Annotated in this window: 32 protein-coding genes and 2 pseudogenes; 5 read left to right on the top strand and 29 right to left on the bottom strand. The window is 53.6% G+C overall.

Translation table 11 applies throughout. The annotated features are described in order from the left end of the window. Nucleotides 1-28: 28 nt before the first annotated feature. On the top strand, nt 29-1219 hold the full coding sequence (locus tag CJF39_RS03235) for an MFS transporter (protein ID WP_094992117.1): 1191 nt from the start codon (nt 29-31) through the stop codon (nt 1217-1219). 84 nt (nt 1220-1303) lie between these two features. Here the strand turns inward: CJF39_RS03235 and CJF39_RS03230 are convergent, their stop codons facing one another. From CJF39_RS03230 to CJF39_RS03220, 3 genes are all read right to left on the bottom strand, one after another. Next, complete coding sequence (locus CJF39_RS03230) at nt 1304-2557, bottom strand: OprD family porin (protein WP_094992116.1); 1254 nt, start codon at nt 2555-2557, stop codon at nt 1304-1306. Between the two features lie 70 nt (nt 2558-2627). Then, the gene (locus CJF39_RS03225) at nt 2628-3932 is read right to left on the bottom strand and encodes a CitMHS family transporter (protein ID WP_094992115.1); all 1305 of its coding nucleotides are present in this window, start codon (nt 3930-3932) and stop codon (nt 2628-2630) included. Between the two features lie 217 nt (nt 3933-4149). Further along, nucleotides 4150-5241: a 4-oxalomesaconate tautomerase gene (locus tag CJF39_RS03220; protein WP_094992114.1), complete on the bottom strand. Its 1092-nt coding sequence runs from the start codon at nt 5239-5241 to the stop codon at nt 4150-4152. Between the two features lie 167 nt (nt 5242-5408). On the opposite strand from CJF39_RS03220, the gene CJF39_RS03215 reads away from it, so the two are divergent. Both CJF39_RS03215 and CJF39_RS03210 read left to right on the top strand, forming a co-directional pair. Continuing rightward, nucleotides 5409-6299 carry a LysR family transcriptional regulator gene (locus tag CJF39_RS03215; RefSeq protein ID WP_070411080.1) on the top strand — a complete coding sequence of 297 codons (891 nt, stop codon included), beginning with the start codon at nt 5409-5411 and terminating at the stop codon, nt 6297-6299. 82 nt (nt 6300-6381) lie between these two features. After that, nucleotides 6382-6646: pseudogene (locus tag CJF39_RS03210) on the top strand (Tn3 family transposase); the annotation flags it as partial. Between the two features lie 354 nt (nt 6647-7000). Here the strand turns inward: CJF39_RS03210 and CJF39_RS03205 are convergent. After that, entirely contained in the window at nt 7001-7723 is a 723-nt protein-coding gene (locus tag CJF39_RS03205) for a DUF4225 domain-containing protein (protein WP_249275313.1), read from the bottom strand. Then, the gene (locus CJF39_RS03200; protein ID WP_094992113.1) at nt 7720-8205 is read right to left on the bottom strand and encodes an Hcp family type VI secretion system effector; all 486 of its coding nucleotides are present in this window, start codon (nt 8203-8205) and stop codon (nt 7720-7722) included. Before CJF39_RS03200 ends, CJF39_RS03205 begins: the two co-directional genes overlap by 4 nt. Nucleotides 8206-8494: 289 nt before the next feature. On the opposite strand from CJF39_RS03200, the pseudogene CJF39_RS03195 reads away from it, so the two are divergent. Next, a pseudogene (locus CJF39_RS03195) lies at nt 8495-9255 on the top strand (IS3 family transposase); the annotation flags it as partial. Nucleotides 9256-9304: 49 nt separating this feature from the next. On the opposite strand, the gene CJF39_RS03190 reads toward CJF39_RS03195, so the two are convergent. Further along, nucleotides 9305-9829 (bottom strand): single-stranded DNA-binding protein, encoded by a 525-nt coding sequence (locus tag CJF39_RS03190; protein WP_047283157.1) that lies wholly within the window; start codon nt 9827-9829, stop codon nt 9305-9307. A 9-nt stretch (nt 9830-9838) separates the two neighbouring features. Continuing rightward, nucleotides 9839-11230 carry an MFS transporter gene (locus CJF39_RS03185; RefSeq protein ID WP_094992112.1) on the bottom strand — a complete coding sequence of 464 codons (1392 nt, stop codon included), beginning with the start codon at nt 11228-11230 and terminating at the stop codon, nt 9839-9841. Nucleotides 11231-11426: 196 nt separating this feature from the next. Between CJF39_RS03185 and uvrA the strand changes: the two genes are divergently transcribed. Next, nucleotides 11427-14261 (top strand): excinuclease ABC subunit UvrA, encoded by a 2835-nt coding sequence (uvrA, locus tag CJF39_RS03180; RefSeq protein ID WP_094992111.1) that lies wholly within the window; start codon nt 11427-11429, stop codon nt 14259-14261. A 95-nt stretch (nt 14262-14356) separates the two neighbouring features. On the opposite strand, the gene bfr is transcribed toward uvrA, so the two are convergent. The 22 genes from bfr to rplP all read right to left on the bottom strand — a co-directional run bounded on the left by bfr (nt 14357) and on the right by rplP (nt 26176). Further along, nucleotides 14357-14821 carry a bacterioferritin gene (gene bfr, locus CJF39_RS03175; protein ID WP_047277866.1) on the bottom strand — a complete coding sequence of 155 codons (465 nt, stop codon included), beginning with the start codon at nt 14819-14821 and terminating at the stop codon, nt 14357-14359. Between the two features lie 155 nt (nt 14822-14976). Continuing rightward, nucleotides 14977-16425: a catalase gene (locus CJF39_RS03170; RefSeq protein ID WP_094992110.1), complete on the bottom strand. Its 1449-nt coding sequence runs from the start codon at nt 16423-16425 to the stop codon at nt 14977-14979. Nucleotides 16426-16598: 173 nt separating this feature from the next. Further along, the gene (rplQ, locus tag CJF39_RS03165; RefSeq protein ID WP_016779185.1) at nt 16599-16985 is read right to left on the bottom strand and encodes a 50S ribosomal protein L17; all 387 of its coding nucleotides are present in this window, start codon (nt 16983-16985) and stop codon (nt 16599-16601) included. Between the two features lie 42 nt (nt 16986-17027). Next, on the bottom strand, nt 17028-18029 hold the full coding sequence (locus CJF39_RS03160) for a DNA-directed RNA polymerase subunit alpha (RefSeq protein WP_003176403.1): 1002 nt from the start codon (nt 18027-18029) through the stop codon (nt 17028-17030). Nucleotides 18030-18051: 22 nt separating this feature from the next. Continuing rightward, a complete protein-coding gene (rpsD, locus tag CJF39_RS03155; RefSeq protein WP_003444359.1) occupies nt 18052-18672 on the bottom strand; it encodes a 30S ribosomal protein S4 in 621 nt (206 codons plus the stop codon). 18 nt (nt 18673-18690) lie between these two features. Continuing rightward, nucleotides 18691-19080 (bottom strand): 30S ribosomal protein S11, encoded by a 390-nt coding sequence (gene rpsK / locus CJF39_RS03150; RefSeq protein ID WP_007924177.1) that lies wholly within the window; start codon nt 19078-19080, stop codon nt 18691-18693. A 30-nt stretch (nt 19081-19110) separates the two neighbouring features. Continuing rightward, on the bottom strand, nt 19111-19467 hold the full coding sequence (gene rpsM / locus CJF39_RS03145) for a 30S ribosomal protein S13 (protein WP_047277874.1): 357 nt from the start codon (nt 19465-19467) through the stop codon (nt 19111-19113). A gap of 129 nt (nt 19468-19596) precedes the next feature. Next, on the bottom strand, nt 19597-19713 hold the full coding sequence (rpmJ, locus tag CJF39_RS03140; RefSeq protein ID WP_002555468.1) for a 50S ribosomal protein L36: 117 nt from the start codon (nt 19711-19713) through the stop codon (nt 19597-19599). Nucleotides 19714-19741: 28 nt separating this feature from the next. Next, complete coding sequence (secY, locus tag CJF39_RS03135) at nt 19742-21070, bottom strand: preprotein translocase subunit SecY (RefSeq protein WP_003444361.1); 1329 nt, start codon at nt 21068-21070, stop codon at nt 19742-19744. After that, nucleotides 21071-21505 carry a 50S ribosomal protein L15 gene (gene rplO, locus CJF39_RS03130; protein ID WP_047277881.1) on the bottom strand — a complete coding sequence of 145 codons (435 nt, stop codon included), beginning with the start codon at nt 21503-21505 and terminating at the stop codon, nt 21071-21073. Between the two features lie 3 nt (nt 21506-21508). Further along, a complete protein-coding gene (gene rpmD, locus CJF39_RS03125; protein WP_003186033.1) occupies nt 21509-21685 on the bottom strand; it encodes a 50S ribosomal protein L30 in 177 nt (58 codons plus the stop codon). A gap of 2 nt (nt 21686-21687) precedes the next feature. Then, nucleotides 21688-22188, bottom strand: coding sequence for a 30S ribosomal protein S5 (gene rpsE / locus CJF39_RS03120; protein WP_003186035.1), 501 nt, complete (start codon nt 22186-22188; stop codon nt 21688-21690). A 3-nt stretch (nt 22189-22191) separates the two neighbouring features. Next, nucleotides 22192-22542, bottom strand: a complete 351-nt coding sequence (rplR, locus tag CJF39_RS03115; RefSeq protein ID WP_003444364.1) for a 50S ribosomal protein L18 — start codon at nt 22540-22542, stop codon at nt 22192-22194. Nucleotides 22543-22552: 10 nt separating this feature from the next. Beyond that, nucleotides 22553-23086, bottom strand: a complete 534-nt coding sequence (gene rplF, locus CJF39_RS03110) for a 50S ribosomal protein L6 (RefSeq protein ID WP_003176412.1) — start codon at nt 23084-23086, stop codon at nt 22553-22555. Nucleotides 23087-23098: 12 nt separating this feature from the next. Next, complete coding sequence (gene rpsH / locus CJF39_RS03105) at nt 23099-23491, bottom strand: 30S ribosomal protein S8 (RefSeq protein ID WP_047277884.1); 393 nt, start codon at nt 23489-23491, stop codon at nt 23099-23101. A gap of 212 nt (nt 23492-23703) precedes the next feature. Next, nucleotides 23704-24009 carry a 30S ribosomal protein S14 gene (gene rpsN, locus CJF39_RS03100; RefSeq protein WP_047277885.1) on the bottom strand — a complete coding sequence of 102 codons (306 nt, stop codon included), beginning with the start codon at nt 24007-24009 and terminating at the stop codon, nt 23704-23706. A gap of 13 nt (nt 24010-24022) precedes the next feature. Beyond that, nucleotides 24023-24562, bottom strand: coding sequence for a 50S ribosomal protein L5 (gene rplE / locus CJF39_RS03095; protein ID WP_003186044.1), 540 nt, complete (start codon nt 24560-24562; stop codon nt 24023-24025). Nucleotides 24563-24584: 22 nt separating this feature from the next. Next, nucleotides 24585-24899 (bottom strand): 50S ribosomal protein L24, encoded by a 315-nt coding sequence (gene rplX / locus CJF39_RS03090; RefSeq protein WP_042561341.1) that lies wholly within the window; start codon nt 24897-24899, stop codon nt 24585-24587. A gap of 11 nt (nt 24900-24910) precedes the next feature. Then, nucleotides 24911-25279, bottom strand: coding sequence for a 50S ribosomal protein L14 (rplN, locus tag CJF39_RS03085; RefSeq protein ID WP_002555479.1), 369 nt, complete (start codon nt 25277-25279; stop codon nt 24911-24913). A gap of 23 nt (nt 25280-25302) precedes the next feature. Beyond that, entirely contained in the window at nt 25303-25569 is a 267-nt protein-coding gene (gene rpsQ / locus CJF39_RS03080; protein WP_003194644.1) for a 30S ribosomal protein S17, read from the bottom strand. A gap of 2 nt (nt 25570-25571) precedes the next feature. Next, on the bottom strand, nt 25572-25763 hold the full coding sequence (gene rpmC, locus CJF39_RS03075) for a 50S ribosomal protein L29 (protein ID WP_003444371.1): 192 nt from the start codon (nt 25761-25763) through the stop codon (nt 25572-25574). Beyond that, entirely contained in the window at nt 25763-26176 is a 414-nt protein-coding gene (gene rplP / locus CJF39_RS03070; RefSeq protein WP_003186052.1) for a 50S ribosomal protein L16, read from the bottom strand. Before rplP ends, rpmC begins: the two co-directional genes overlap by 1 nt. Nucleotides 26177-26183: the final 7 nt, after the last annotated feature.

Here is a 26183-nt window from a genome sequence, read left to right as displayed (position 1 = left end):
ACGCACTGTTTTTTTAGAGCGTCTCCCCATGCCCTCTTCACCTCAGGCCCATTCCACGGCCGCTCCTACAACGTCTTCACACACGGCAGTTCAAATCGCCATTATGGCCATTGCAGCCTTTGTGATTGTGACCACCGAGTTTCTGATCATCGGCCTCTTGCCTGCGTTGGCGCGGGACTTGAATGTCTCGGTTACGCTCGCAGGCCAGTTGGTGACGTTATTTGCCTTCACGGTGATGCTGTTCGGTCCAATTCTGACGGCGCGACTGGCCCATATTGACCGCAGGAAGTTGTTCACCTTTATCTTGCTGGTGTTTGCCGCGTCGAATGCGCTTGCAGCGGTGTCCGCCAATATCTGGATCTTGGCGATTGCGAGGTTTGTTCCTGCACTGCTTTTGCCCGTTTTCTGGGGCACGGCAAGTGAAACAGCCGGCCAACTCGCTGGCCCGGCTAATGCTGGGAAAGCGGTGGCGAACGTGTACATGGGTATTTCAGCAGCCCTTGTTTTCGGCATCCCGCTGGGCACGCTGGCGGCGGACGCCATTGGCTGGCGTGGCAGCTTCTGGATGTTGGCCGCCCTCTGCCTGTTAATCGCCGGGCTTATGCGCAGCTATATGCCAACTTTGCCCGGCGCGCCCCAGCGCAATCAGGGTGAAAAACAAACGCTCATTTTCAAAGACCCACGCTTTATCGCCCATGTCGCGCTGTCTGTCCTGACCTTCACAGCCATGTTCACGGCCTACACCTACCTCGCAGATACCCTCGAAAGTCTCGCGGGTATTTCGCCAGGTCATGTGGGTTGGTGGCTAATGGGCTTTGGCGCCGTCGGCATGCTTGGCAACCACATCGGTGGGCGCATGGTAGATCGCAGCCCACTGGGCTCAAGCGTGGTATTTCTCTGTCTGCTTGCGGCAGGCATGCTGGCTGCCACGCCATTGGCGGCACAACACACTGGCTTGATTGTCGCGCTGGCCGTGTGGGGCATTGCCTATACCGCACTGTTCCCGATTTGCCAGGTCCGGGTCATGCGGGCGGGGGCGAAAGCTCAGGCATTGGCCGCGACGATGAACATTTCAGCCGCCAATGCGGGTATCGGGTTAGGCGCTATCATCGGCGGCCTGGGGATTCGGCATTATGGGCTGGAGTCTCTGGGAGTCATTTCAACGGGTATTGCTGGCGTCGCAATTGTGCTTGCTGTCCTGTTGATGCGACGTCGTTAAGCGCGGTTAAAAAGCTCATCCCTGAACGGCGGTGAGCTTTTTGAAAACTGATGTGCCTGGCAAGACCTGACAGAGCCATCGGGTTTACCACAGCGCGATATCGTAAGTAAGGTAAAGACGATTACTGTCCCTGCCTCTGGCAACATCAGAACGGTATACATAATTTCGAACTTTTAAGCCCACGCCTTTAAGTGGCCCGCTTTGTACAACATACGCCAGCTCTGCGTCGCGCTCATGTTCGTGCAACTGCGCAGATCCAGCCTTGCTTTTTTTTCCACTCAAATAGCGACCCGATAGCGTCAAGCCCGGCATGCCCACCCTTGAAAAGTCATACCCATAACTGAGCATCCAAGTCTTTTCATCTTCATGAATGAACTTACCTATTCCGGCGTTGCTGAAGGAATAGACGGTCGCACCCGTGATGTACGGTAAATCGGCCTGGCCATTGAGTACTTGATAACCGGCGCTCACTCGATGGCCTGCGATTGAGTAGCTCAGCAGGCTACTGAGCAGGGTATTGTCAATTTCGCCTGCCTTCTGTGTACCGGCGCCGACACTACGGAAATAACGTAAATCGGTCGTTAATACGCCAGCTCCCCATGGCCGGTCGTGCTGAACTGAGGCGACATGCTGCCTGTAAAAGTTATCCAACTGCCCGTAGAAGTACCCCAAACGGGTATGTTCACTCAGTGTGTATTCGCCGCCTATGTATGAGAATGTTGAGCCTCGCCCCGTGAAACCGTTCGGTGTAATCGAACGGCTATCCGAGGAGTCCCTTAACTTGAATTGATTCAGGCGCCCCCCCGACAGTGTCAAATTATCGATGTCGGTGCTAGTGAACAGTGTTCCCTGATAAGACTGAGGTAAAAGGCGCGCATCGTTGTAGATCAATACCGGTGTCTTGGGCAATACAGATCCGTGTTGGACGGTGGACTGCGCAAAGCGGATTTTACCCGCGACTCCCAGGCTGGAGAATTCATCGGCGGCTTGTCCATCTGAATGCACTGCAAGCAAACCGGTCCCACTGCGCCCTCTGCCAGAGTCCAGCTTGAAACCTGCCAGACCTAATGCATCTATTCCAAATCCAATCGTGCCCGGCGTAAAACCGGACTTGAAGTCTACTAAAAAACCTTGAGCCCACTCTGTTCGCTCACTCTTCGCGTTTTTAACAGCGCGGGGGCTCAGTCCGTTCTCATCCCGGAAATTTTCGTTGAAGTAAATGTTTCGTAATTGAAGCTTCAAATGGCTCCCTTCAATAAACTCCGTAGCGTTTGAAGTAATTATCGGTAAAGCACTCAGGGACGTCGCAAGGACACCACGCAGTAAAATTTTTTTCATGGCACGACTCTTTTTTATTATTGGCGCTGCACTGGGTCTGCAACCCGAATGGGTTGTTAGGCGAAAAACATCAGACCCAAAGCGTCAACGCGCCCGTTAGAAGTGCGATAGCGGTCACAACGAGCGAAGTGAGAACCGCCCACTTGCACGCTGCTTTCTGAAAATCACCGATATGGCAGTCGAGCATGCCCATCAGCAGCAACGTAGAGGCGACCAGAGGGCTCATCAAATGAACGGGCTGGCCCAAAATTGAGGCCCGTGCAATTTCCAGGGGGCTAATGCCGTAGATAGCTGCCGCATTGGCAAGGATGGGGACAACGCCGAAGTAATACGCGTCATTGGACAGGACAAAGGTCAGCGGCATGCTGGTGATGGCCACAATAAGAGGAAACAGATGGCCCCAGTCGGACGGGATCCAGTCCACTAACGTTTGTGCCAAGGCATCAACCATCTTGGTGCCTGAGAAAATCCCCGCAAATATACCGGCACCCAATACCAGCACAACCACCGTCATGGCGTTGCCGGAGTGGGCGAGAAGGCGCTCTTTTTGTATATCCAGTTGTGGGTAATTGATCATTAATGCACACACAAACCCGATCAAAAAAAGGATGGCAGAGTGCATCAGCCCCATTACCAAAGCAGTCATAACGGCGATGACCAGCATCAAGTTGATGTAGGCCAGCCGGGGGCGCTTATGCGGGGTATCGTTCAGGATGGCTTTGATGTAACAGTCGCTACCACCGCTTGGTAAAAGCACATTGCCAATACGTTTGCGTTCTCCCCGTCCCAATAGGAAGGCGGTGAATACAACCCAGAATGCACCACCGATCATGGTGGGCAATAACGGGATGAAATATTCCCCCGCATCAAGCCCCAGCGCCGCTATCGCTCGCGTGGCCGGGCCGCCCCACGGGGTCATACCGCTCATGATGCTCAGTGACAACATCGCAATGATGCCGAGGATCATGGGGTTCATACCAATACGCTTGTATAAGGGCAACATTGCAGCGCAGGTGATCATGTACGTGGTCGTGCCGTCCCCATCCAGCGCAACGGTCAATGACAACAGTGCAGTGCCCACAGCAATCTTCATCGGGTCACCATTAACCCGTTTCAGGATTTTGCGGATCAACGGGTCAAACAGGCCTGCATCAATCATCACGCCAAAGAAAAGAATGGCAAATAACAACAATGCAGCCGAAGGCGCGACCATTTTCACGCCGTCCAGCATCATCTTTCCGGTAGTACCGCCGAAACCTCCAATCAGCGCAAATACAAGCGGAACCAGTGTCAAGGCAACTATCGGTGACAGGCGCTTGGTCATGATCAGGAACGTGAACACAACCATCATGGCCAACCCCAGGAAGGCGAGCATAGAGTATTCTCTTATTGTTATAGATGAAGTAATCGACGTCTAAGTACTAAGTGGCGTCTAACTGTTATTGAGCCCCTGCTCAGTTGGCATGCCCATCATGAACTGTATGGACGTTATACAGCGGTACATAATTACAGGCCCATCACTCAGCGAATGAATGATATTCATGGCATCACCTTTTTTAGTGTTGTTTGATGCGGTTCTATAAAACGCGACCTTAATTAAACTGACTCGCTCGTTTTCGTAAGGGAGAGGCATACACGTACCCGGAAAACAACCTGCGCGCTGTTCTTACAACAGAAGCGCAAATAATTTCGCCGCTCATGCCTGTATAAGACAACCTGACGTCGATACCACCGCTTGGGTGTTCTATGCGCACGTCTTGCTGACGTGGCTTGCAAGCCTTACCCAGCAGTTGTGCTGCCACGCTACCTTGGCTAACACAAGCGGTGGCCAGACCAATCGAGCCGGTGATGGCCAATGCACGATGACAGGCGTGAGGCATGAAATACCTGACTAGAAGCGTTCCACCTGCTTTGGATGGCGCAATCAACACGGGTTTTGGAATCACCCGGTCACTCACATCGCCTAACCCCATTGCCGCGCCAGCACGCAGGCGTATGGTTTCTAAACGGTGCAGAAATGTCGTATCGGCATCGAGCTCTACAGGCGACTCATCACCTTGCTTGCCCATGTGTCGAGCCTCAACGATCACCATCGGCATGGCCATGTCGATGCAGGTCACGGGAATGCCGTCAAATACGTCTTGAACATTGCCTGTCGGGAAAAGCGCGCCTGTCTTGCTGCCTGCAGCATCAAGGAACGTCAGGTGAACAGCCGCCGCGCTACCTGGCACACCATCAATGGCGGTCTCCCCTTCATAAGTCACCTTGCCTTGAGGCGTCTGCACTTCAGCCATCACAAACGTATGGGTGTTCAGGTTACGGATACGCACCCGGGTTGTAGGACCGCTGGGTTTAACCAGGCCTTGTTCAATAGCAAACGGGCCAACTGCACAGAGCATATTGCCGCAGTTAGGCGTCGTATCCACGCGGCGCGTTGAGACCATCACTTGGACAAAAAGGTAATCGACATCTGCATCCGGGTGGAGTGAAGGGCTGACGATGGCAACCTTACTTGTCTGAGGACTACCCCCACCAATCCCATCTATCTCCAACTCGTGACCAGACCCCATCAACGAAAGCAGTAACTCATCCCGTTCCGTAATTGACTCGGGTAGATCATGAGAAAGAAAAAACGCCCCCTTCGAAGTACCGCCGCGCATTAGAACGCATGGAACACACTGCATAATTAGTAACTCTTTTTAAATTAACTTAATGAATTATTTCCTTGCGAAGAGAGTGACAGGGAAGCAATAGTGATTCCAATGCAAAGAATTGAGTCATTATTGCGTTTCACAAAACAATAAATTCCAGCCACTTCCGGTGAAGCAGGCCTTTCTAGCGAGAGAACTTTATGGAATACGAACTCCAAGACATTCGCTCTTTCGTTAAAATTGCAGAGCTTGGCAGTTTTCACGAAGCGGCTGACGCACTTCATCTTTCTCAGCCAGCGTTAAGTCGTCGAATAAAAAAGCTTGAAGAGGGGTTGGGCACTGCCCTGCTTGATCGAACCACACGCAAAGTCAGCCTGACGAGCGTAGGCCGCGATTTTTTACCCAAAGCACGCAGACTGCTCGACGACTTTGATGACTCGATTCTTAATATTCGGGAGTTAGCGGAACGGCAAAGTGGTCGTGTCACCCTTGCCTGTATCCCCACGGCAGCCTTCTATTTTTTGCCTTCAGTGATCCGCCTCTACAACGAGCGTTATCCTAAAATCCATATTCGCCTGTTAGACCTGAGCGCCAACGACGGTCTGGAAGCAGTACTGCGTGGCGAAGCCGATTTTGGCATCAACATGATGAGTGGCCAGCACCCGGACATCGAGTTTGTGACCTTAGTGAATGAACCGTTTGTTTTGGCATGCAGACGCGATCATAAGCTGGCCAATTGCGCGTCTGTAAAGTGGTCGCAACTCAGTGAGTATCGGTTGATTGGCGTAGGTCGATTAAGCGGAAACCGCATGCTTTTAGACCACGCCTTGTCGAGTTCAAGCTGGCGGCCGACGTGGTTTTACGAAGTCCAGCACCTTTCAACTTCATTGGGTTTAGTAGAGGCAGGGCTTGGTGTATCGGTGATGCCCAGTCTTGCAATGCCTTCTGGCGATCATCCAACACTGGTCAGCGTCCCCTTGATTGATCCGGTGGTAAATCGCTCATTGGGACTGGTTTATCGCAGAGGTGCCTCTCTGTCTCCGGCGGCAGAAAAGTTCGTCTCGATCTTGCTTGAGCAGTGGCCTCAATAAGTGTCTGACCAAAGCGACGGGTATTACCGCAGACGTCGTGATGGAGGTGGGCGCTTACTTCAGCGCCAAGGAAATGCGCAACCAGCGCTACAGCGAAGGTCAGGAGGATCAGCTCGGCGCCTTGGGCTTGGTGGTGAACATCATCGTGCCGTGGAACACCCTCTACATGACGGCCGCCGTAGAGCGGCTAAAGCAGCATGGTTACCCGGTGCTGGACGAGGATCTGGCTCGGCTGTCGCCGCTGATCTTCGAGCACATCAATATGTTAGGACGGTACTACCGCGGTACCAGAAGAGGTCGCCAGAGGTGAGCTGCCGCCACTGCGTAATCCGGACGATGACCTGTGAGGATAACCAGGACGCTTCTTTGAAACATCCTCCTAGATGGGTATCGATTCGGTGTGAGTTTACTTTCGTAAAAACCAGCGTTTTCGCTCCCAATTAACTGGAATGGTACACACGTGGACAAATATCATTACAAGGGATAGCCAGCCCATTACAGAGTTATCTACATACCCCATAAACGGTAACGTGCTATCTCGCAAAAAAAAACCGTGAATAGAGGCGCATAGGACAGTATAAATCAGTGCACCCCAAAATTTTATCAGGGAGAAGCGGCTGCCTGAAAACGCGAAGCTTGCCCAAAACGCAGGCCAGTACAATAAGGCCGTAAGCAGCACGAAAGCCGAATAAAATATAAAGTTATTCATTAGAAGGGTGGCATGGGTCATACATATTTTTTACGTTCTGGATATCCATAAATCTATCGAAAGCGAAACCATGGACGGAAGCTTGCCGGTATGCCCTAATATAATCCGTATTCACGTATCTAAACAAACGCCAGGAATCGGGCTTTAATACCATTCTGCCTATGCCGTAGGCTGACGAACTTAAGTCAACCATTCCATAGGCCACATCGGCCTCACAATTACCTTTCCCCAGCATTCCAGAAGCGGCGCGATATACCGTTCTCAGTGGCCCTATGGTATCGGAACGATTCTCGAAAAGATTGCGCCCGCTTTCATAGATGTTATTAGCACCGTTGAGCATCATAGGCGCACCCGCGAAAAGGCAAAGTGTGCCCACGGAGGCGTAGCAAATCCCAGCGCCCGCAGCAAACTGAAGCGCTCCCGAGATCACGCCTGCTCCTCGTAAGGCAACGTCTCTTGCCTGGCTTAGCAGACTGTTTTGCTCATCCTTTAACTCTTTTAGTCCTTGCTCAGCGCTTTTATTACCCCGCGAGACATCATTAACAATGCCTCTGGCGTAATAAGAAACCTCTCTGTTGAATTGCAGGCGCAGCGTTCCATCTTTTATATGCCTAGCGCCTAATGTGCTGGCTTGACTACCCAACTTTGCGGCGGCTTGGCTAATCATCCAATAATCACAGCTACCAAGCATGCAACTTTCGCTTGTTGGCTTCATTCGTTATTTCCCCACGTGCTATATCCGCTGGTGCCTGCAGCGTGGTGGGTCCACGTGATATCTCGGTACCGAATAGAAATATGCTCTTGAGTTTCTGCGTCGCTTTGCAAAATAGCATGAGGCATCTCAAGTGTCAGATCGGCAATAACCCCGCCATTGATCGATACTGAATAGAATTTTTCCTGCATGCCGAAAGAAGACACTCGATAAAAACTAATTGTACAGTTTATTTCTTCTCTAGTTGAGAGTGCTTGAGCGAGGAGCGGTGAAGCTTTATCAACGTTTTTGGTGATAATGATTGGACTATGTGTTGGCTTATTAATATTTCCGATGTTGACCATGTTGTGGGTGTAAGACAGCACCATGATTTCGTCGGTATGTCCGCTCTGACATTTGTTGCCAATAGAGTCTTGGGTTGAACAACCCGCCGAAATCAGTCCTTGAGCCTTGCCGGTGATGGTCATGTAACCGTGGTTAGCCATACGTGATACTCCTTTTTAGTCGCCAAATATCCTATTACAAGGGTTTCAGGTGTGCTGTAGGGCATCTCTGAAAAGCTAAACGAAGTATTTCGAACTTGGATCCGACGGCGGCTCCGTGAAAAATATGGCCTGGTATGTCTGTGGGCAGGTCGCGAAGCTAGGGTATCCGAGCTTAAGTGCACTTTCTGTTCCGCTACTCCCCAAACCCCATCACCTGGCCGATCTAGCTGAACACGTCCATGGTGGTCATTTCAGCGATAGGGCTAAGCACCCAGTCGTACCCGCCCGCATCGGCGGCGAGAATCACCACCTCAAAGGCGCTCTCGCCGCGCTCAGACATTTTCCGCTCGCGCTGCACGGACTCATCGAACCGGGTACCGATCAGCGACACGATATCGTCATCAGCACACTTGCGGCCGAGGCGAGCCGAACTCAAGCGGGTCACCGAAGAGCGAGACATCTTAAAAAGGCCGCCGCGTACTTTGCCAAGGAGTGCGGTTGAAGTACGCCTTTATCAAGCAGCGAGCGGGCGACTATTCGATTCGACGGCTTTGCCTGACGCTGAAAGTCCACCCCAGTGGTTATTACGCTTGGTTATCCGAACCGCAATCTGCACGCGCTAAAGACGATCAGCGATTACTGGGTTTGATCAGGCATTCGTGGCTGGAGAGCGGCGGCGTTTATGGCTATCGCAACGCCCATGACGATCTGCGCGAAGTCGGTGAGGATTGTGGTCGGCATCGTGTGGCGAGGCTGATGCGTCTTAAAGGTCTGCGCTCTCAGAAAGGGTATCGCCGCCGTCCTGGCAAATACGGCGGCAAGCCTGCGGTCGCCTCACCCAATTTTACTGAAGCGCCAGTTCGATGTCGTAGACCCCAACAAAGTTTGGGTCACCGACATCACTTACATTCGTACGTATGAAGGCTGGCTGCATTTGGCGGTGGTGCTGGATCTGTTTTCTCGTTGGGTCGTTGGCTGGTCAATGAAGTCGCAGATGCCAGTGTTTTGACCATTGATGCGCTATTAACCTTCATAAAACACGAAGCCCCCGGATAGCGGGGGCTTCGTGTCTAAACCTTACAAAATAGTCTTATGCAGGCTAGAACGGGATATCGTCATCAAAGCTGTCGAAATCCGGAGCAGGTTGCGGTGCCTGCTGTTGCGGCGCCGGGCGCGACTCGCGCTGTGGCTGCTGCTGCGGTGCAGGGCGTTGAGCCTGCTGACGCGGTGCGGACTGCTGGTAATTGTTACCGCCACCCTGGTTTTGTTGGTCGCCTTGTGGGCGGCCACCCAAGAGCTGCATGGTGCCTTGCATATCAACCACGATTTCAGTGGTGTAACGCTTAATACCGTCTTTTTCCCACTCACGAGTTTGCAGCTTGCCTTCGATGTACACCTGCGAACCCTTACGCAGGTATTCGCCAGCAATTTCGGCCACTTTGCCGAACATCGATACACGGTGCCATTCCGTCTTTTCAACTTTCTGGCCGGTTTGCTTGTCAGTCCACTGTTCGCTGGTTGCCAGACTCAGGTTGGTCACGGCATTACCGTTAGGCAAGTAGCGAACTTCGGGATCCTGGCCGCATGTGCCGACCAATATAACTTTGTTAACCCCACGGGCCATAACGTTCTCCTAGGCTTCGCACGTCGGCGCCGGGTTAACCAGCTGCTCGAGTGTCGCGCGATCCAATAGTTCGGTGTCCAATTTGATATAAATGGCAGCCTCTTCGGCTACCACCACTGCATCCGTTACGCCTGCAACGGCCTTTAAACGCTCGGTCAAACCTGCTTCGCGAAGCGCCTCAGGCGACAGCGGCAAGCGCAGGCTGGTTACATACGGCGGTTCGCGCATGGTAACAGCAAAGGCTAACCAGAGTGCAGCCAGACCTGCGCATCCCAGGAACACAACCGACAGACCGCCATGCTGAAACATCCAGCCGCCAAGTATGCCGCCCAGTGCCGACCCCAGGAATTGGCTGGTGGAATACACCCCCATCGCCGTACCCTTGCCGCCCGCCGGAGACACCTTGCTAATCAGCGAAGGCAACGAAGCCTCCAGCAGATTGAACGCAGTGAAGAACACCACCGTGCCGATCACTAACGCACGCAAGCTGTCGCCGAACTGCCAAAAGAATAGCTCAGTGAGCATTAACGTCGCGACGGCACCGAGTAAAACTCGTTTCATTTTGCGTTTCTTTTCGCCGTAGATGATGAACGGAATCATGGCGAAGAACGAAATCAACAAAGCGGTCAGGTAAACCCACCAATGCTGCTCCTTGGGCAAGCCGGCTTTTTCAACCAGCGCCAGCGGCAAGGCAATGAAGCTGGACATCAACATGGCGTGCAACACAAAAATCCCGAGGTCCAGACGCAGCAGGTCGGGGTGACGCAAAGTCGGCAGCAGCGCCTGCCTGGCCACCCCCGACTCACGGTGCTGCAACGTGCCGGTTGAGCGAGGCACCATGAACATAATGATCACAATCCCCACCAGTGCCATGGCCCCGGTAGCCAGAAAAAGGCCGGACAAGCCAAAAGCGCGGGTCAACAGCGGCCCTACCACCATGGCGACTGCGAAGGATAAACCGATGGTCATACCAATCATGGCCATGGCTTTGGTACGGTGCTGTTCACGGGTTAAGTCAGAAAGTAACGCCATGACCGCCGCCGAAATCGCGCCAGCCCCTTGCAAGATGCGTCCGGCTATCACGCCCCAGATCGAGTCCGAGCACGCCGCTAACACACTGCCCAGCGCGAAAACCACCAGCCCCAGGTAGATAACCGGGCGACGGCCGATACGGTCGGAAATGACCCCGAAAGGGATCTGAAACATGGCCTGGGTCAGGCCATAAGCGCCAATCGCCAAACCAATCAAGGCGGGCGTTGCACCTGCCAGGTCCATTCCATAGGTCGCCAATACCGGCAACACCATGAACATACCAAGCATGCGGAAGGCAAACACAAGGGCCAGACCGCTTGCTGCGCGGGTCTCGCTACCACTCATGCGTTCGCTGTGGGGATCGTGCATGGAAAAACCTCGTGTGAACCGGCGGCGATTCTACCAGTCCCATCGAGTAACAGCACACACACGAGCGATGCGCGACGCTTTGTCACGTAAAAGTTATGAAGGCCCTTAATGACATCGTGCCACTAAGGACCTGCACAGCTTTCACGCAGATCCGTATACTCATTCGTTTACGTTATGCCCGCCAAGCGAGGCCGCAGTGGACAAGATCCTGATACGTGGGGCACGAACCCACAACCTGAAGAACATCGACCTGACCCTGCCCCGGGACAAACTGATCGTCATCACCGGACTGTCTGGCTCCGGCAAATCATCCCTGGCATTTGACACTTTATATGCCGAAGGCCAGCGACGTTACGTCGAGTCGCTGTCGGCCTATGCGCGGCAGTTTCTTTCAATGATGGAAAAGCCTGACGTCGACACTATCGAAGGTCTTTCGCCTGCTATCTCCATCGAGCAGAAGTCGACGTCGCACAACCCGCGATCCACCGTCGGCACAATCACTGAAATCTACGACTACCTGCGTTTGCTGTATGCACGCGTGGGGATTCCGCGCTGCCCGGATCACGATATCCCACTGGAAGCACAGACCGTCAGCCAGATGGTCGACTTGGTGTTGGCGCAACCCGAAGGCAGCAAACTGATGCTGCTGGCCCCGGTAATCCGGGAGCGCAAGGGCGAGCATTTGTCCGTCTTTGAAGAACTGCGGGCTCAAGGCTTCGTTCGGGCACGCGTCGACGGAAAGCTGTGCGAACTCGACGAGTTGCCAAAGCTCGACAAGCAGAAAAAACACTCTATCGATGTGGTGGTTGACCGTTTCAAGGTGCGAGCGGACCTGCAACAGCGTCTGGCCGAATCGTTTGAAACTGCGCTAAAGCTGGCCGATGGCATCGCGCTTGTTGCACCGATGGACGATGAGCCCGGTGAAGAGCTGATTTTCTCGGCACGCTTTGCCTGCCCTATTTGTGGGCACGCCATTAGCGAGCTGGAACCCAAGCTGTTTTCCTTCAACAACCCCGCCGGTGCATGCCCAACCTGCGACGGTCTGGGTGTTAAGCAATTTTTCGACATCAAGCGACTGGTCAACGGTGATTTGACCCTGGCCGAAGGGGCCATTCGCGGCTGGGACAGGCGTAACGTCTATTACTTCCAGATGTTGGGAGCCCTGGCCAAGCATTACGATTTCAGTCTTGAAGTGCCATTCAGCGAATTGCCTGCCGACAAACAGAAAGTCATTCTGTATGGCAGCGGCACGCAGAACGTGGATTTCCGCTATTTGAATGACCGTGGCGATATCGTCAAGCGGGCGCATCCATTTGAAGGCATCGTGCCCAACCTGGAGCGTCGCTATCGCGAAACCGAGTCAGCGACCGTTCGTGAAGAGCTGGCCAAGTTTCTCAGCACTCAGGCCTGCCCGGACTGCCGCGGCACACGCCTGCGTCGCGAAGCGCGTCACGTGTGGGTCGGGGAGAAAAACCTGCCAGCGGTGACTAACATGCCGATCGGTGATGCCACTGAATATTTCAGCGCGCTGAGCTTGACCGGACGTCGTGGCGAGATTGCAGACAAAATTCTGAAAGAGATTCGCGAACGCCTGCAATTTTTGGTGAATGTGGGCCTCGATTATCTATCGCTGGATCGCAGCGCTGATACGCTGTCCGGCGGCGAAGCGCAGCGTATCCGGTTGGCCAGCCAGATCGGTGCTGGGCTGGTGGGTGTTCTTTATATCCTTGACGAACCCTCTATCGGCTTGCATCAGCGCGATAACGATCGCCTGCTCGGCACGCTCAAGCACCTTCGAGACATCGGCAATACCGTGATTGTGGTCGAGCATGATGAAGATGCTATTCGTCTGGCGGACTATGTAGTGGACATCGGCCCGGGCGCGGGCGTGCATGGCGGACACATCGTTGCCGAAGGCACGCCGGCCGAGGTGATGGCACATCCTGACTCGCTGACCGGTAAATACTTGTCGGGACGGGTGAAGATTGAAGTTCCAGCCAAGCGCACTCCGCGTAATAAAAAGCTGACGCTGGCGCTCAAAGGAGCTCGTGGTAACAACCTGCGTAATGTTGACCTCGAAATCCCTATTGGCCTGCTGACCTGCGTGACCGGGGTTTCGGGTTCGGGCAAGTCCACGCTGATCAATAACACGCTCTACCCGCTCAGCGCGACAGCCTTGAACGGCGCGACCACACTAGAAGCGGCGGCTCACGACAGCATTAAAGGGCTTGAACATCTGGATAAGGTCGTCGATATCGACCAAAGCCCGATTGGGCGCACGCCGCGCTCGAACCCAGCAACCTACACCGGGCTGTTTACGCCGATTCGCGAGCTGTTCTCCGGCGTACCGGAATCACGCTCCCGGGGTTATGGCCCGGGGCGTTTCTCTTTCAACGTGAAAGGCGGGCGTTGCGAGGCGTGTCAGGGCGATGGCCTGATCAAGGTAGAAATGCACTTTCTGCCGGACATCTACGTGCCGTGCGACGTGTGCAAGAGCAAGCGTTACAACCGCGAAACCCTTGAGATCAAGTACAAGGGCAAGAGCATCCATGAAGTGCTGGAGATGACGATTGAAGAAGCCCGCGAGTTCTTCGATGCTGTCCCTGCGCTGGCGCGTAAGCTGCAAACGCTAATGGATGTAGGTTTGTCGTATATCAAGCTGGGGCAATCTGCCACAACGCTGTCAGGCGGCGAAGCTCAGCGCGTCAAGTTGTCCCGCGAGCTGTCAAAGCGCGACACGGGCAAAACGCTGTACATCCTCGACGAGCCAACAACAGGGCTGCATTTCGCCGATATCCAGCAATTGCTGGATGTGCTGCATCGGTTACGCGATCACGGCAATACCGTGGTGGTCATTGAGCACAACCTGGATGTGATCAAGACCGCGGATTGGCTGGTTGACCTGGGCCCTGAAGGCGGTTCAAAGGGCGGCCAGATCATTGCAACCGGAACGCCTGAAGACGTGGCCAACATGAAACAATCACACACCGGGTTCTACCTGAAACCGCTGTTAATTCGCGACAAAGCTTAAATCGGCGTATGAAAAAGGCCCTGCCATCGTGATGATGTCAGGGCCTTTCAGTAAGCGTCATCGCAACATGAAGTTGCGACAGATCATGACGTTAATCAGAACTGCGATTGAAGGTAGTTCTGCAGGCCAATCGACTTTATCAGCCCCAGCTGTTTCTCCAGCCAGTAGGTGTGGTCTTCTTCGGTGTCCGCGAGTTGGATACGCAGCATGTCGCGGCTGACGTAATCTTTGTGGAGCTCACAGAGTTCAATACCTTTGCACAGCGCGGCTCGAACTTTGTATTCAAGACGCAAATCCGCGGCAAACATCTCCGGGACGGTGGTGCCCACATCCAGATCATCCGGACGCATGCGTGGCGTGCCTTCGAGCATCAGAATCCGGCGCATCAACGCATCAGCGTGCTGTGCCTCTTCTTCCATCTCGTGATTGATGCGTTCGTAAAGCTTGGTGAAACCCCAGTCTTCGTACATACGGGAATGGACGAAATATTGATCACGTGCAGCCAGCTCGCCGGTGAGCAACGTGTTGAGATAATCGATTACTTCCGGGTGCCCTAGCATCGGCCCACATCTCCCTGCTTGAAAGGCTGTAGTTTGAACCAAGCTGACCTGGAGGTCACGGTTCAATCGCAATAAATGTGCTGTTTATCTGAGATAACGAGGCTAAAAAACGCAAAAACCGCCCAATTGAGGGCGGTTCTGCTTCTCACTTAGAGTTAGTTACGCTGTACACCCAACGCTTTTGCCACGCCTTCACCGTATGCCGGATCAGCGTTATAGAAGTGCGGCAATTGACGCTGCACCACTTCGTCGGACACCCCGGCCATCGCGCCGGCAATGTTGTTGATCAACAGTGCTTTCTGTTCGGGGCTCATCAAACGGAACAGAGCGCCCGCGTGGCTATAGTAGTCAGTGTCCTCGCGGTGATCATAACGATCTGCTGCACCACTCAATGCTAATGGCGGCTCAGCATACTGTGGCGCCTGCTTGGGAGCGTCAGTGTAGCTGTTGGGCTCATAGTTAGGCGCAGCACCGCCGTTATTGCCATAGGCCATGGAGCCATCGCGCTGATAGGTGTGCACGGGGACACGTGGCGAATTGATCGGCAAATGCTGGTGGTTGGTGCCCACGCGATAACGATGGGCATCTGCGTAGGCGAACACGCGACCCTGAAGCATGCGGTCAGACGACAAACCAACGCCTGGGATCATATTGCTGGGGCCAAACGCTGCTTGTTCAACTTCGGCAAAGTAATTGAGCGGGTTACGGTTGAGCTCCAACTCGCCAATCTCGATCAGCGGAAACTCTTTCTGCGACCAGGTTTTAGTGACATCAAACGGATTTTCGTAATGCGCTGCCGCCTGCGCTTCGGTCATGACCTGCATGCAAACACGCCACTTAGGGAAATCTCCCCGTTCAATCGCACCGAACAGATCGCGCTGAGCATAGTCAGGGTCTGTACCCGCCAAACGAGCCGCCTCTTCAGGCTCCAGGTTTTTAATACCTTGTTTGGTTTTGTAATGCCACTTGACCCAATGACGCTCACCAGCCGCGTTGATCAGGCTGTACGTGTGACTGCCAAATCCATGCATATGGCGATAGCCATCCGGTATGCCGCGGTCAGAAAACAAAATAGTGACTTGGTGCAATGACTCGGGCGAATGTGACCAAAAGTCCCACATCATTTGTGCGCTTTTCAGGTTGCTTTGCGGCAGACGCTTTTGGGTGTGGATAAAGTCCGGAAACTTGAGGGGATCACGGATAAAGAACACGGGCGTGTTGTTACCCACGATGTCCCAATTGCCTTCTTCGGTATAGAACTTGATTGCAAAGCCGCGAGGGTCACGCTCAGTGTCGGCAGAGCCGCGCTCACCGCCGACCGTGGAAAAGCGCATGAATGTCGGCGTTTGCTTGCCAACAGTATCGAACAGCTTCGCGCTACTGTACTGCGACATGTCACGCGTAACGGTGAATGTCCCGTGAGCCCCCGAGCCCTTGGCGTGTACGCGACGCTCTGGAATGTTTTCACGGTTGAAGTGTGCGAGCTTCTCGATCAAATGGAAGTCATCAAGCAGCAAAGGCCCACGAGGACCGGCAGAACGAGAATTCTGGTTATCAGCAACTGGGGCGCCGCTGGCAGTGGTAAGCGTTTTGATCTGGTTCATGCGTTTACTTCCTCAGTCAGTCTTGTTACTGCCGTGTGATCGGCTGACGAGGAGTATTGACCATGTATTTAGCATGGGCAAATTCATTAAATGATGGAGATCAATAGAAAACCACAATACAACACGCACAAAAAACCGGGCACTAGGCCCGGTTCTTTGTAGAGACTGACGTCTTACTCAGCGGATACAGCTTCACCGCCAACTGGACGATCAACCAACTCGACGTACGCCATAGGCGCGTTGTCGCCAGCGCGGAAGCCGCACTTGAGGATGCGCAGGTAGCCACCCTCACGAGTTGCATAACGCTTGCCCAGATCGTTGAACAGCTTACCAACCATGGCTTTCGAGCGAGTACGGTCGAATGCCAGACGGCGGTTAGCAACAGAATCAATCTTGGCCAGAGTAATCAGCGGCTCAGCAACGCGACGCAATTCTTTGGCTTTCGGCAGAGTCGTTTTGATCAGCTCGTGCTCGAACAACGACACAGCCATGTTTTGAAACATAGCCTTACGGTGCGAGCTAGTGCGGCTCAGGTGACGACCACTTTTACGATGACGCATGGTTCATTCCTTACCAAACACAACGTTCGGTGATTACGACGATCAGGCAGTCGCCTTGTCGTCCTTCTTAAGACTTGCAGGCGGCCAGTTGTCGAGGCGCATGCCGAGGGACAGACCACGGGAGGCCAGAACGTCCTTGATTTCAGTCAAGGATTTCTTGCCCAGGTTCGGAGTCTTCAACAGTTCTACTTCAGTGCGCTGAATCAGGTCACCGATGTAGTAAATGTTCTCCGCCTTAAGGCAGTTGGCCGAACGCACGGTCAGTTCCAGATCGTCAACCGGACGAAGCAGGATCGGATCGATCTCGTCTTCCTGTTCGATAACCACTGGCTCGCTGTCACCCTTGAGGTCGACGAATGCAGCCAACTGCTGTTGCAGGATGGTTGCAGCACGACGAATGGCCTCTTCAGGATCCAGGGTACCGTTGGTCTCCAGATCAATAACCAGTTTGTCCAGGTTAGTACGCTGCTCGACACGGGCGTTTTCCACCACGTATGCGATGCGACGTACCGGGCTGAACGAAGAATCCAGCTGCAAGCGACCAATGCTGCGGCTTTCATCTTCATCGCTCTGACGCGAGTCTGCTGGTTCATAACCACGACCACGAGCTACGGTGAGCTTCATGTTCAAGGCGCCGTTAGACGCCAGGTTGGCGATTACGTGATCGGGATTAACGATCTCGACATCATGATCCAGCTGAATATCGGCAGCGGTAACCACCCCCGAACCCTTCTTCGACAAGGTCAGCGTAACTTCGTCACGGCCGTGCAGCTTGATAGCCAGACCTTTAAGGTTCAACAGGATTTCAATTACGTCTTCCTGTACACCTTCGATGGCGCTGTACTCGTGGAGCACACCATCAATCTCGGCCTCGACTACTGCACAGCCTGGCATTGAGGACAACAGGATGCGGCGCAGCGCGTTGCCCAGGGTGTGGCCAAAACCACGCTCGAGAGGCTCGAGTGTGATTTTAGCGCGGGTTGGACTGACAACTTGCACATCAATATGGCGAGGTGTCAGGAACTCATTTACCGAAATCTGCATGGATGCACCTATTTTCTAGCCCTTACTTGGAGTAGAGCTCGACAATCAGGCTTTCGTTGATGTCGGCGGACAGATCACTGCGAGCTGGAACGTTCTTGAAAACGCCCGACTTCTTCTCAGTGTCTACTTCTACCCATTCTACGCGGCCACGTTGGGCACACAGATCGAGAGCTTGGACAATGCGAAGCTGGTTCTTTGCTTTCTCGCGGATAGCGACCACGTCACCAGCACGTACCTGGTAGGACGGAACGTTAACGGTCTGACCGTTTACGCTGATCGACTTGTGCGATACCAACTGACGAGATTCGGCACGAGTAGAACCGAAACCCATACGGTATACGACGTTATCCAGACGGCATTCGAGCAGTTGCAGCAGGTTTTCACCAGTTGCACCTTTCTTGCCAGCAGCTTGTTTGTAGTAGCCGCTGAACTGACGCTCGAGAACGCCGTAGATACGACGGACCTTCTGCTTTTCACGCAGTTGGGTGCCGTAGTCGGATTGGCGACCGCGGCGCTGGCCGTGGATGCCTGGAGCAGCTTCAATATTGCACTTCGATTCGATAGCGCGCACACCACTCTTCAGGAAGAGATCGGTGCCTTCACGACGTGCCAGTTTGCATTTTGGACCAATGTAACGAGCCATTCTTTACAGTCTCCTGGATTACACGCGGCGCTTCTTCGGCGGACGGCACCCGTTGTGCGGGATTGGCGTCACGTCGGTGATGCTGGCGATCTTATAGCCACAGCCGTTCAAAGCACGGACAGCGGACTCACGACCTGGACCTGGGCCCTTAACGTTAACGTCAAGGTTTTTCAGGCCATATTCCAGCGCAGCTTGACCAGCACGTTCAGCAGCTACTTGAGCAGCGAACGGGGTGGACTTGCGAGAACCGCGGAAACCCGAACCACCGGAGGTTGCCCAAGAAAGCGCATTACCCTGACGGTCGGTGATGGTCACGATGGTGTTGTTGAAAGACGCGTGGATGTGGGCGATGCCATCAACCACTGTCTTTTTAATTTTTTTACGAGGACGAGCAGCAGGTTTTGCCATGACTAAATTCCTGTCGATTCGCTGGTGCGATTACTTGCGGATCGGCTTACGCGGACCTTTGCGAGTACGCGCGTTGGTCTTGGTACGCTGACCGCGCACTGGAAGACCACGACGATGGCGCAGACCGCGGTAGCAGCCCAAGTCCATCAAGCGTTTGATTTTCATGTTGACTTCACGACGCAGGTCACCTTCAGTGGTGAACTTCGCCACTTCGCCACGCAGCTGTTCAATCTGCTCGTCGCTCAGATCCTTGATCTTAGCGGCTGGGTTTACACCAGCATCTACACAGATTTTCTGTGCAGTAGTGCGACCAACACCATAGATGTAGGTCAGCGAGATAACAGTGTGCTTGTTATCTGGAATGTTAACGCCTGCAATACGGGCCATTCAGTGGGACTCCAATTGACAGCTACCTACGCCCCGGAAGCCAAGAAATAGGGCGCGAGATAATATCGCTGTAATAACAAATAATCAACCCAGCAGCGCACTAGCTGCTGGGCTTCAAACAGATCACACTCAGCCTTGGCGCTGTTTGTGACGTGGTTCCGCGCTGCAAATTACCCGAACAACACCTTCGCGGCGAATAATCTTGCAGTTACGGCACAGCTTTTTCACCGATGCACGAACTTTCATCACCAACTCCTCTAACCTTATGGGTACTTCAGCGAAGCATTCCGCTGCCGTAGCCCTTCAGGTTGGCTTTCTTCATCAGGGATTCGTACTGGTGCGAAACGAGGTGCGATTGTACTTGCGACATGAAGTCCATAACAACCACAACAACGATCAGCAACGAGGTCCCGCCAAGGTAGAACGGAACGTTGGCCGCAACCACCAGAAACTGGGGCAGCAGACACACGGCCGTCATATAAAGAGCACCGAACAGAGTCAAACGAGTCAAAACGCCATCAATATAGCGCGCCGACTGCTCGCCTGGACGGATACCCGGAATAAAGGCACCGGACTTCTTCAGGTTTTCCGCTACGTCTTTCGGATTGAACATCAACGCCGTATAGAAGAAGCAGAAGAAAATAATCCCTGCACTAAACAGCAGAATATTCAACGGCTGACCAGGAGCGATCGACTGTGAGATGTCCTGCAACCAGCCCATACCTTCAGACTGACCAAACCAGGCACCCAGCGAAGCCGGGAACAGCAAAATGCTGCTCGCGAAAATAGCCGGGATAACGCCGGCCATATTCACTTTCAGCGGCAGGTGGCTTGTCTGAGCAGCAAAGACCTTACGGCCTTGCTGACGCTTAGCGTAGTGAACAGCAATACGACGCTGGCCACGCTCAATGAACACCACAAAACCGATAATCGCTACTGCCAGCAAACCGATAGCAACCAGAGCGAAGATATTGATATCACCCTGACGCGCAGACTCGAACGACTGCCCAATTGCTCTCGGAAGACCGGCGACGATACCCGAAAAAATCAACATCGAGATACCGTTGCCAACTCCACGCTCAGTAATCTGCTCACCCAGCCACATCATGAACATTGCACCAGCCACAAAGGTGGTCACTGCAACGAAATGAAAGCCCAGGTCACCAGTGAACGCTACGCCCTGCCCTGCCAGACCAATGGACATGCCAATAGCCTGGACAAGAGCAAGAGCGACAGTGAGGTAGCGGGTGTACTGGCTAATCTTGCGACGGCCAGCCTCACCTTCCTTCTTCAACTGCTCCAGCTGCGGGCTAACAGCGGACATAAGCTGCATGATGATCGATGCCGAAATATACGGCATGATCCCCAGCGCAAAAATACTCATCCGCTCCAGCGCGCCGCCGGAAAACATGTTGAACAAGCTAAGAATGGTCCCCTCATTCTGTCGAAACAGGTCCGCCAGCCGGTCCGGGTTAATACCAGGAACTGGGATGTGTGCGCCTATCCGATAGACGATGATCGCCAGGAATAGAAAACGCAGACGAGCCCAGAGCTCGGACAACCCGCCTTTGCTGAGCGCTGAGAGAGCACCTTGCTTAGCCATTTATTCCTCGAACTTGCCGCCAGCTGCTTCGATAGCCGCACGCGCACCTTTGGTGGCTGCGATACCTTTGATGGTGACAGCGCGAGTCACTTCACCGGACAACATGATTTTCACACGTTGAACGTTGACATTGATCACGTTGGCATCCTTCAGAGTCTGCACAGTTACGATGTCGCCTTCCACTTTAGCCAGCTCGGACAAACGCACTTCTGCGCGATCCATGGCTTTCAGGGAAACGAAACCGAACTTAGGCAGACGGCGATGCAACGGCTGTTGGCCGCCTTCAAAGCCTGGAGCAATGGTGCCACCGGAGCGGGAAGTCTGACCTTTGTGACCACGGCCACCAGTCTTACCCAAACCACTACCGATACCACGGCCCGGACGATGCTTTTCGCGACGGGAACCCGGCGCTGGACTCAGATCATTGAGTTTCATCGATTAACCCTCTACACGCAGCATGTAGTAAGCCTTGTTGATCATCCCGCGATTCTCGGGAGTATCAAGTACTTCTACAGTGTGACCGATGCGACGCAGACCCAGACCTTTAACGCACAATTTGTGGTTAGGGATACGGCCGGTCATGCTTTTGATCAGCGTTACTTTAACGGTAGCCATGATCAGAAGATCTCCTTAACGCTTTTGCCACGCTTGGCGGCAATAGATTCAGGAGACTGCATAGCTTTCAAACCTTTAAAAGTGGCGTGAACCACGTTTACAGGGTTAGTCGAGCCGTAGCACTTAGCCAGTACGTTCTGAACGCCAGCAACTTCGAGGACAGCACGCATTGCGCCGCCAGCGATGATACCGGTACCTTCAGAAGCAGGCTGCATGTACACCTTCGAAGCGCCATGAGCAGACTTCATTGCGTACTGCAGGGTGGTGCCGTTCAGATCAACCTGGATCATGTTGCGGCGAGCAGCTTCCATTGCCTTCTGGATCGCAGCAGGCACTTCACGTGACTTGCCACGGCCGAAGCCAACACGCCCTTTACCATCACCAACCACGGTCAACGCGGTGAAAGTGAAGATACGGCCGCCTTTAACGGTTTTGGCTACGCGGTTAACTTGAACCAGCTTCTCAATGTAGCCTTCGTCGCGCTTTTGGTCGTTATTTGACATAACTTAGAACTCCAGCCCAGCTTCACGAGCAGCCTCAGCCAGCGCTTTAACGCGGCCGTGGTACTTGAAGCCAGAGCGGTCGAAAGCCACCTGCGAGACGCCAGCGGCTTTTGCACGCGTAGCGACCAGCTGGCCAACCTTTGTGGCCGCGTCGATGTTGCCAGTGGCAGCATCACGCAGTTCTTTGTCCAAAGTCGAGGCGCTTGCCAGGACTTTGCTGCCGTCGGCCGAGATGACCTGGGCATAGATGTGCTGCGAAGAGCGGAACACGCAGAGACGCACGACTTCTAATTCGTGCATTTTCAGACGTGCTTTGCGAGCGCGACGCAGTCGAGTAACTTTTTTGTCGGTCATTTGCTAGGCCCTACTTCTTCTTGGCTTCTTTACGGCGGACGACTTCGTCCGCGTAACGCACACCTTTACCTTTGTAAGGTTCTGGCGGACGGAAGTCGCGGATCTCAGCGGCCACTTGACCTACTAGCTGCTTGTCGATGCCCTTGATCAGGATATCGGTTTGGCTAGGGGTCTCAGCGGTGATGCCTTCCGGCAGTTCGTAATCCACTGGGTGCGAGAAGCCAAGAGCCAGGTTCAGCACTGTGCCTTTTGCTTGCGCTTTGTAACCAACACCGACCAGCTGGAGCTTACGCTCGAAGCCTTGGCTTACGCCTTGGACCATGTTGTTTACCAACGCACGAGTGGTACCAGCCATTGCGCGAGTTTGTTGATCGCCATTGCGAGCAGCGAAACGCAGCTCACCAGCTTCTTCAACGATCTCAACGGACGAATGGATGTTCAGTTCTAGAGTGCCCTTGGCACCCTTCACCGAAAGCTGTTGGCCGGCGAATTTTACTTCAACACCAGCTGGCAGCTTAACGGGGTTCTTAGCGACGCGTGACATGCTTATCCCCCCTTAGAACACAGTGCAAAGAACTTCGCCGCCGACACCGGCAGCGCGCGCAGCACGATCCGTCATCACACCTTTGTTGGTGGAGACGATAGACACACCCAGACCGCCACGAACTTTCGGCAGATCTTCGGAGGACTTGTACTGACGCAGGCCTGGACGGCTAACGCGCTTAACTTCTTCGATAACCGGACGGCCTTCGAAGTACTTCAGCTCGATAGACAGCAGTGGTTTGATTTCGCTGCTGATCTGATAATCCGCGATATAACCTTCGTCCTTCAGGACTTTGGCTACAGCTACCTTCAACGTGGAAGATGGCATGCTTACGACGGACTTTTCAGCCATCTGGGCATTACGGATTCGAGTTAGCATGTCCGCTAACGGGTCCTGCATACTCATGGGCTAGACGCTCCTGATACAAAAAGAATTAGCCTTGCGGCTACAACTGTCGCCGAGTGACTCAATGCTTAAAAAGCACGGGCTCAGGCGAGCCGGTCATTCTAGACACACACCAGAAATGAATCAAGCCCCAATAGGGGCTTGATTCATGTTCAAGGTCACCGACTGTCAGGATCTCGCGAGCCTGACATCGATAACTTTGCTTGTACGGCTTACCAGCTGGCTTTAACCAGACCTGGTACGTCACCGCGCATTGCTGCTTCACGCAATTTGTTACGACCGAGGCCGAACTTGCGGTAAACACCATGCGGACGACCAGTCAGGCGGCAGCGGTTACGCATGCGCGAGGCGCTTGCGTCACGTGGCTGCTTCTGCAGAGCTACTGTCGCTTCCCAACGCGCTTCTGGACTTGCGTTCAGATCAACGATGATTGCTTTCAGCTCGGCACGCTTCTTGGCGTACTTGGCAACCGTGAGCTGACGCTTCAGCTCGCGGTTTTTCATGCTCATCTTAGCCATGGTCCTACTCCAATCAGTTGCGGAACGGGAATTTGAATGCACGCAGCAATGCGCGACCTTCATCATCCGTCCGAGCAGTGGTGGTCAGGGTAATATCCAGACCGCGGAGTGCATCGATCTTGTCGTAGTCGATTTCCGGGAAGATGATCTGCTCTTTAACGCCCATGCTGTAGTTACCACGACCATCGAAGGACTTGGCATTCAGGCCGCGGAAGTCGCGAACCCGAGGCAGGGAGATCGACAGCAGACGATCCAGGAATTCATACATACGCTCACGGCGCAGAGTTACTTTGACGCCGATCGGCCAGCCTTCGCGAACTTTAAAGCCTGCGATGGACTTGCGAGCGTAAGTCACAACAACTTTTTGACCCGTGATCTTTTCCAAATCAGCTACAGCGTGTTCGATGACTTTTTTGTCGCCGATCGCTTCGCCCAAACCCATGTTCAGGGTGATTTTGGTAACGCGCGGAACTTCCATCACGTTCGAAAGCTTAAGTTCTTCCTTAAGTTTCGGAGCGATTTCCTTCCGGTAAATCTCTTTTAGTCGTGCCATGGTCTTATCTACCTAGCAGTGTTCAAGCATCAACCGCTTTTTGGGTCGACTTGAAGACACGAATTTTTTTGCCTTCTTCTACTTTGAAACCAACGCGGTCAGCCTTGTTGGTTTCGCCGTTGAAAATGGCGACGTTAGAAGCGTGCAATGGCGCTTCTTTTTCGACGATACCGCCTTGTACGCCCGACATCGGGTTAGGCTTGGTATGACGCTTAACCAGGTTCAGACCACCAACAACCAGACGGTTGTCAGCGAGAACCTTAAGCACCTTACCGCGCTTACCTTTGTCTTTGCCGGCGATCACGATGATCTCGTCGTCACGACGAATCTTTTGCATGTCGGATCTCCTTACAGCACTTCTGGGGCGAGCGAGACGATCTTCATGAACTTCTCAGTACGAAGCTCACGGGTCACTGGCCCAAAGATACGGGTGCCGATAGGCTCTTGCTTGTTGTTCAGAAGAACAGCAGCGTTGCCATCAAAGCGGATAATGGAGCCATCTGCACGGCGAACACCGTGACGAGTGCGGACTACTACAGCAGTCATCACTTGGCCTTTTTTCACTTTACCGCGCGGAATTGCTTCCTTGACGGTAACTTTGATGATGTCACCGATACCAGCGTAACGACGATGGGAGCCACCCAGCACCTTGATGCACATAACGCGGCGTGCGCCGCTGTTATCGGCCACATCGAGCATGGATTGAGTCTGAATCATATAATTTCTCCGACCCCTAGTCCTTAGACTTCCACAGCGCGTTCGAGAACATCAACCAGAGCCCAAGACTTAGTCTTGGCCATCGGACGAGTTTCACGAATAGTGACTTTGTCGCCGATGTGGCACTGATTGGTTTCGTCGTGCGCGTGCAGCTTAGTCGAACGCTTAACGTATTTACCGTAGATCGGGTGCTTAACGCGACGCTCAATCAGAACGGTGATGGTTTTGTCCATCTTGTCGCTGACAACACGGCCAGTCAGCGTACGGACAGTTTTTTCGGCTTCAGCCATGATTACTTACCTGCCTGCTGTTTGAGCACAGTCTTCACGCGAGCGATGTCACGCTTAACTTGCGAGAGCAGATGCGACTGCCCCAACTGGCCAGTTGCTTTCTGCATGCGCAGATTGAACTGGTCGCGCAGCAAGCCGAGCAGTTGCTCGTTCAGCTGCTGTGCGGATTTTTCACGAAGTTCATTCGCTTTCATCACATCACCGTCCGTTTAACAAAGGAGGTGGCGAGCGGCAGCTTTGCAGCAGCCAGGGCGAAAGCCTCACGCGCCAGCTCTTCAGAAACACCCTCGATTTCATACAGGACTTTGCCTGGCTGAATCTGGGCAACCCAATATTCCACGTTACCCTTACCTTTACCCATACGAACTTCGAGAGGCTTTTTGGTAACAGGCTTGTCCGGGAATACACGGATCCAGATCTTGCCACCACGTTTTACGTGACGGGTCAGTGCGCGACGCGCTGACTCGATCTGACGAGCGGTGAGACGACCACGAGCAACAGACTTCAGCGCGAACTCGCCGAAGCTGACTTTGCTACCGCGCAATGCCAGGCCACGGTTGTGGCCAGTCATTTGCTTGCGGAACTTCGTACGCTTAGGTTGTAACATTTGGCGT

This window comes from Pseudomonas lundensis (genome assembly GCF_002269125.1).
GTDB lineage: Bacteria > Pseudomonadota > Gammaproteobacteria > Pseudomonadales > Pseudomonadaceae > Aquipseudomonas > Aquipseudomonas lundensis_A.
The sequence above is the reverse complement of the archived record's forward strand: the minus strand, read 5'-3'. Positions and strand labels throughout refer to the sequence as shown.